General features: G+C 66.5%; 5 protein-coding genes and 1 pseudogene. 3 read left to right on the forward strand and 3 right to left on the reverse strand.

Features of this window, described 5'->3' with window-relative positions:
* Window positions 1–345: pseudogene (locus H7290_RS20655) on the forward strand (Fpg/Nei family DNA glycosylase); the annotation flags it as partial.
* Between the two features lie 11 nt (window positions 346–356).
* Here the strand turns inward: H7290_RS20655 and H7290_RS20660 are convergent.
* Together H7290_RS20660 and H7290_RS20665 are read right to left on the reverse strand one after the other, a co-directional pair.
* Entirely contained in the window at window positions 357–1,823 is a 1,467-nt protein-coding gene (locus H7290_RS20660; protein ID WP_290515899.1) for a cryptochrome/photolyase family protein, read from the reverse strand.
* 95 nt (window positions 1,824–1,918) lie between these two features.
* On the reverse strand, window positions 1,919–3,382 hold the full coding sequence (locus H7290_RS20665; protein ID WP_290515900.1) for an NAD(P)/FAD-dependent oxidoreductase: 1,464 nt from the start codon (window positions 3,380–3,382) through the stop codon (window positions 1,919–1,921).
* Window positions 3,383–3,486: 104 nt separating this feature from the next.
* Here H7290_RS20665 and H7290_RS20670 point away from each other — a divergent pair, with 104 nt between their 5' ends.
* Window positions 3,487–4,215, forward strand: coding sequence for a vitamin K epoxide reductase family protein (locus H7290_RS20670; protein WP_290515901.1), 729 nt, complete (start codon window positions 3,487–3,489; stop codon window positions 4,213–4,215).
* On the opposite strand, the gene H7290_RS20675 is transcribed toward H7290_RS20670, so the two are convergent.
* On the reverse strand, window positions 4,119–4,397 hold the full coding sequence (locus tag H7290_RS20675; RefSeq protein WP_290515902.1) for a 4a-hydroxytetrahydrobiopterin dehydratase: 279 nt from the start codon (window positions 4,395–4,397) through the stop codon (window positions 4,119–4,121). The two genes, H7290_RS20670 and H7290_RS20675, sit on opposite strands and share 97 nt — an antisense overlap.
* Before the next feature lie 83 nt (window positions 4,398–4,480).
* Between H7290_RS20675 and H7290_RS20680 the strand changes: the two genes are divergently transcribed.
* Complete coding sequence (locus tag H7290_RS20680; protein WP_290515903.1) at window positions 4,481–5,437, forward strand: alpha/beta fold hydrolase; 957 nt, start codon at window positions 4,481–4,483, stop codon at window positions 5,435–5,437.
* The last annotated feature ends 86 nt before the right edge of the window (window positions 5,438–5,523 follow it).

Genomic DNA, 5,523 nt, shown 5'->3' on the forward strand with positions numbered 1-5,523 from the left:
CGACCCGTGTTCCTCGCGCTCCTCGACCAGCGCAACCTCGCCGGCTTCGGCAACGAGTACGTCAACGAGCTGCTGTTCCTGATGGGCCTTCTGCCCACACGTCCCGTCGGCCGGGTCGGGGACATTCGTCGAGTCATCCAGCGGGGGCAGCGCATGCTCGACGTCAACAAGGCGCGCGTCGAACGCTCGTTCACGCGCAGCACCCGCACCGGTGAGGACCGATGGGTCTACAACCCCGAGCGAGCTCGCTGCCGCCGGTGCAAGAACCGGCTGCTCAGCGGCAAGCTCGGCGACCGCCCCACCACCGAGCGCGACACGTTCTGGTGCCCGCACTGCCAGACCTGAGCAAGGCCGCGCTACCAGCTCGTACGGTGCTTCTCCTGCTCGACGACCGCCTCGCGGTCCGACAGCCGGCGCAGGCCCGCCAATGTCTGCTTCATACGGTGGTTGTCCTTGATGGCTGGCTCGACCCGGTCCAGAAATGCCCAATATCCGGCAGTGAAAGGGCAAGCATCGTCGCCCAGGCGCTTGCGCGGATCGAACTCACACGAGTGGCAGTAGTCCGACATCCGATTGATGTAGGCGCCGCCAGCCGCGTACGGCTTGGTCGCCACGATGCCTCCGTCGGCATGTTGCGACATCCCGAAGACATTCGCGGGCATGACCCACGGCGTTCCGTCGACAAACGCGTCGGTGAACCATCCGGTCAGCTCGACGGGGTCGAATCCGCGCTGCAGCGCGAAGTTGCCGATCACCATGAGCCGCTGGATGTGATGTGCCCAGCCCGTCTCCCGCACGGCGTCGAGGGAGTCCGACAGGCACCGCGCACGTACGGCCGCCCCGTCGAGCTCCCACAGCTCGCGCGGCAGCGGCTCGACCGCGCCGAGCGCTCCCGGCGCCGTCATGTAGTCGCGACCCAGGTGCCAGTAGAGGTGCCACACCCAGTCGCGCCAGCCGCACAGCTGACGGACGAACCCCTCGACCCCCGCGAGCGGGGCATCACCGGCCTCATACGCGGCAAGTGCCCTCTCGATGACCTCACGCGGGTCGAGCAGGCCAAGGTTGAGCGGCACGCTGAGCTGCGAGTGCGCCATGGTGCGGTCACCCAGCATCATGGCGTCCTCGTACGGCCCGAACTCGGCGAGTCGGTGCGCGATGAAGGCGTCGAGCGCCTGCAGCGCCTCTTCCCGCGTGGCCGCGAAGAGCCGCGGGCCGTCCTCACCGAGGAACGAGACGTCGCCCTGCTTCTCCCACAGGTCGAGGTCGCTGCGCACCTCGGCGTCGATGTCGTCCTCGGTGGGGCGCCACGGCTCGGGCAGCCCGAGCGTGGGCTTGCCCTTGGGCGGTGACTGACGGTTGTCGGCGTCGTGGCTGTACCGCCCGCCCTCGGGGTCGTCCGCGCCGTTCATGAGCCAACCCTCGCGCTGTCGCACCTCGCGGTAGAAATGGTCCATGACCAGCGATCGCGGTTTGCGCGTGCTGGCCCACGCGGCGAACGCCTCCTCGTCGGTCACGAAGCCGCGGCTGGGCAGGACGTCCGCCCCGAGGAGTGCGACGAGATCACGCTTGCGCCACGAGGTGGGCGCTATCACCTCGAGCTCGCGACCGTCGAGCGCCTGCCTGAAAGAGTCGGCCCGAACGAGCTCGACCCGTCCGCCCAGCTCAGCGGCGCGGTGCCGGGTGGCCGTCAGGATCAGGTGGGCCCGCGCCCGGTGCATCCGGTGACGGGCGAACGCCGCCCGCGACTCCACGAGCACGATCTGGCCGCCGTCGTCGAAGTGTGGTCCCAGCTGGTCACCGAAGAGCAGTCGTTGGCGCGCCATGGTCCAAGGCTACGAAGATCTGCCCATCGCGCACCCCGACAGCGGTGCCTCAGCGACCGCTGCCCGACCGTGGTCGCTCACCCACCGCCCAACGGTCAGACGCTCACGACTGCCTTGGCCCTGGTGAACACCATTTCCTGATCGAGGTCGGTGCGCTTCATGTCCCACGAGTCGAGCAGCCAGTTCTGCCGGATCGTCCACGGCGACGTGGCGCCCTGCTGCGGCAGCGTGTCCGCGACCCTCGTCACGTAGCCCGAGGTGAGGTCGAGTATTGGCCGCGGATGACCCGCCGCGCCGTGGGGGTCCGGCATGCCGAAGGCGTAGCCGTTGGCGTCGAGGTGGTTGATGAGCCGGCAGACGTACTGTGACGAGAGGTCGGCTCGCAGCGTCCACGAGGCATTGGTGTAGCCGACGCACCACGCGAAGTTGGGCAGCCCGCTGAACATCAGGCCCTTGTAGACGTAGAGATCATTGGCGTCGATCGTGCGACCGTCAACCTGGATGTCGATCTGCCCGAACGCGACGACCTGCAGGCCGGTCGCGGTGATGACGATGTCGGCGTCCAGGTGCGATCCGGACTCCAGGTCGATGCCGGTCGGTGTGAATGTCGCGATGCGGTCGGTGACGATGGACGACTTGCCCTGTCGAATCGTGCGGAACAGGTCGCCGTTCGGGACGATGCACAAACGCTGGTCCCACGGCTTGTAGCGAGGCGTGAAGTTGGCCATGTCGTAGCCCTCAGGCAACCGCTTCTGGGCCTGCCCGAGCAGCATCTTCGTCGCGGCCTTCGGGAACCGGCGGCAGAACTGGTAGAAACCGATCGTCACGATGGCGTTCTTGCGCCGGATGGCACGGTGGGCAAACTTCGCCGGCAGCACCTTGCGCATGAGGTCGGCGAGCTTGTCCTCCGACGGGAGAGTCGTGATGTACGTGGGCGAGCGCTGCAGCATCGTGATGTGCTCGACGTCCTCGGCCATCGACGGGATGAGGGTCACGGCGGTTGCACCGCTGCCGATGACGACAACCCTCTTGCCCGCATAAGCGAGGTCCTCGGGCCAGTGCTGCGGGTGGACGACCTGCCCGGCAAAGCTCTCGAGCCCCGGGAAGTCGGGCGTGTAGCCGCCGTCATAGCTGTAGTAGCCGCTGCACAGATAGAGGAATGACGACGTCTGCGTGACTGTCTCGCCGGCCACCATCGAGGTCACGGTCCATCGAGCGTCCTCCGAGGACCATGAGGCGGTGGTGACCCGGTGACCGAAGCGGATGTTCTTCTCGATCCCGTACTGGTCGGCCGCCTCTTCGATGTACGACCGGATGTCGTGGCCGTCGGCGATCGACTTGGGGTTGGTCCACGGCCTGAACGGGAAGCTCAGGGTGTACATGTCGGAGTCCGAGCGGATGCCCGGGTAGCGGAAGAGGTCCCACGTGCCGCCCACCGCATCGCGGCCCTCGAGCACGACGTAGGTCTTGTCCGGGCACTGCTCCTGCAGCCGGTAGGCCGCGCCGATGCCAGAGAGGCCCGCTCCGACAATGATCATGTCGAGGTGTTCAGAAGCCATGATTCCCCTTCAGATACCGTTGGTATCTGAACTGTAGCCCACCACCCGCCGATGAGGGCTGCCTTCGGCGCGACAAGGTTGCAACAGCGCCTAGGATCGTCGGTATGGACGAGCAGACGTTGACCGCCGAGTCCCATGACCTCGAGCTCGTCGACGGCCCCACCGGCGCTGATCGTGGGCTCGGACTGCTGATGGCGTTCGGTGGGGTCATCGGCACGATCTCAGCGGCGATCCTGGTGATCGAGAAGGTCAATCTCCTCGAGAATCCTGGCAAGTCACTGAACTGTGACGTCAACCCCATCGTGGGCTGCGGCAACGTCATCAACACCGACCAGGCGTCCGTGTTCGGCTTTCCCAACCCGATCATGGGAGTGGCTGCGTTCGCCATCGTCGCCACCCTCGGCGTGCTGCTCGTGGCCCGCGTCGCCCTCCCGGCCTTCGTCTGGGTGGGCTTGCAGGTGGGGGTTGTCTTCGGGCTCGGGTTCGTGACGTGGCTGCAGTACCAGAGCCTCTATGAGATCAATGCCCTCTGCCCCTACTGCATGGTGGTGTGGTCGGTCACGATCCCCGTGGCACTTGCCATCACCATTCGCAACATCCGTGCATGGGCACCCGGCGCAGCCATCTCGCGCTTCCTCGGCAACTGGACGGTGCTCATCATCGCCCTCTGGTACATCGGTGTGATCGCCGCGATCTGGTTCAGGTTCGGCTCAGACATCTTCGCCTGGCCGTCCGCTCAGGCGACGCGCTCCATCACGTGCGCCAGCAGGACATCGCGCTCAGTGACTCCGCCGACGTCATGGCTGCTGAGCCTGACGTCGACGCGGTTGTAGACGTTGGTCCACTCCGGGTGGTGGTCCATCTCGTCGATGGAGGGGGCCGCGCGGGCAATGAACGCGACCGCCGCGGCGAAGTCGTCGAACGTGTAGCTCTTGACGATCGCCTCGCCCTCCTGCGACCAGCCGGGGAGGTCGGCGAGGGCTTCTTCGATCTGTGCATCGGTGTAGGCAGACATGCTCCCCACGCTAGACCCTGTTCTTCCCGGCCACCATACTGTAACTTCGAGTTACGTTCTCGTTCCTGCCGAAGGTTCCTGCCATGCGCCCGCTCCGACTGCTCGTGTCCGCACTGTCGCTCGTCCTGGCCACCGGTCTCCTCGCCGCTGCGCCCTCACAGGCGGCGACGGAACCACTACCGGTGCCCTACAGCTTCCTGACCTCGGCGGTCATCGCCGGTCTCGGGGTCGACGCCGACCCGCCGGGCGCCAACGATTGGTCCTGCAAGCCGTCGGCCGCCCATCCCCGTCCGATCGTCCTGGTGCACGGGCTCACCGGTAACAAGGCGACCAACTGGCAGACCTATGCTCCCCTGCTGGCCAACAACGGCTACTGCGTGTTCGCCCTGACGTACGGACAGTCACCTCAGCTGCCGGCGCCGTACAACCAGACGTTCGGTGGCCTCGGCCCGATGGAGGCCAGTGCGGCCCAGCTCTCGACGTTCGTCACCAAGGTGCTGAAGGCCACCGGGACGACGAAGGTCGACATCCTCGGCCACTCCGAAGGCACGGTGGTGCCCAACTACTACGCCAAGTTCCTCGGCGGGGCCGCGCACATCGACAAGTACGTGTCGATCGCCCCCATCTGGCACGGCACCAACGCGGCGGGGCTCAACACCCTCAGCGTCACCGGCACCCCGTTCGGTGTGGCGCCGATCATGAACCAGGCCCTCCAGCCCTACTTCGCGTCCGGGCCGCAGCTGCTCGCCAGCTCGCCTTTCATCGCCAAGATGCGCTCGGGCGGCACCCCTGTCGTGAAGGGCATCCGCTACACCAACATCGTCACGAAGTACGACGAGCTGGTCGTGCCCTACACCAGCGGCATCGAGCCCGGCATGACCAACAAGATCGTGCAGGAATCGTGCGCGCTCGACCTCAGCGAGCACTTCCAGATCGTCGCCGACCCCGTCGCCGCCGCGCTCGTGCTCAACGCGCTCGACCCGGCACACCTGCGACCCGTGCCGTGCCGGGTCGTGCTGCCCTTCGTGGGGACGTGGTAGCGCGGAAGCTGCATGACAAAAGCCACATTAGCCCCCCCATGGGAGAACGGGGCTTCCTTCATCCTGCGGCCTTCCGGGAGTGCAAC

The sequence above is a fragment of the Aeromicrobium sp. genome (genome assembly GCF_014378035.1).
Classification (GTDB): Bacteria; Actinomycetota; Actinomycetes; order Propionibacteriales; family Nocardioidaceae; genus Aeromicrobium.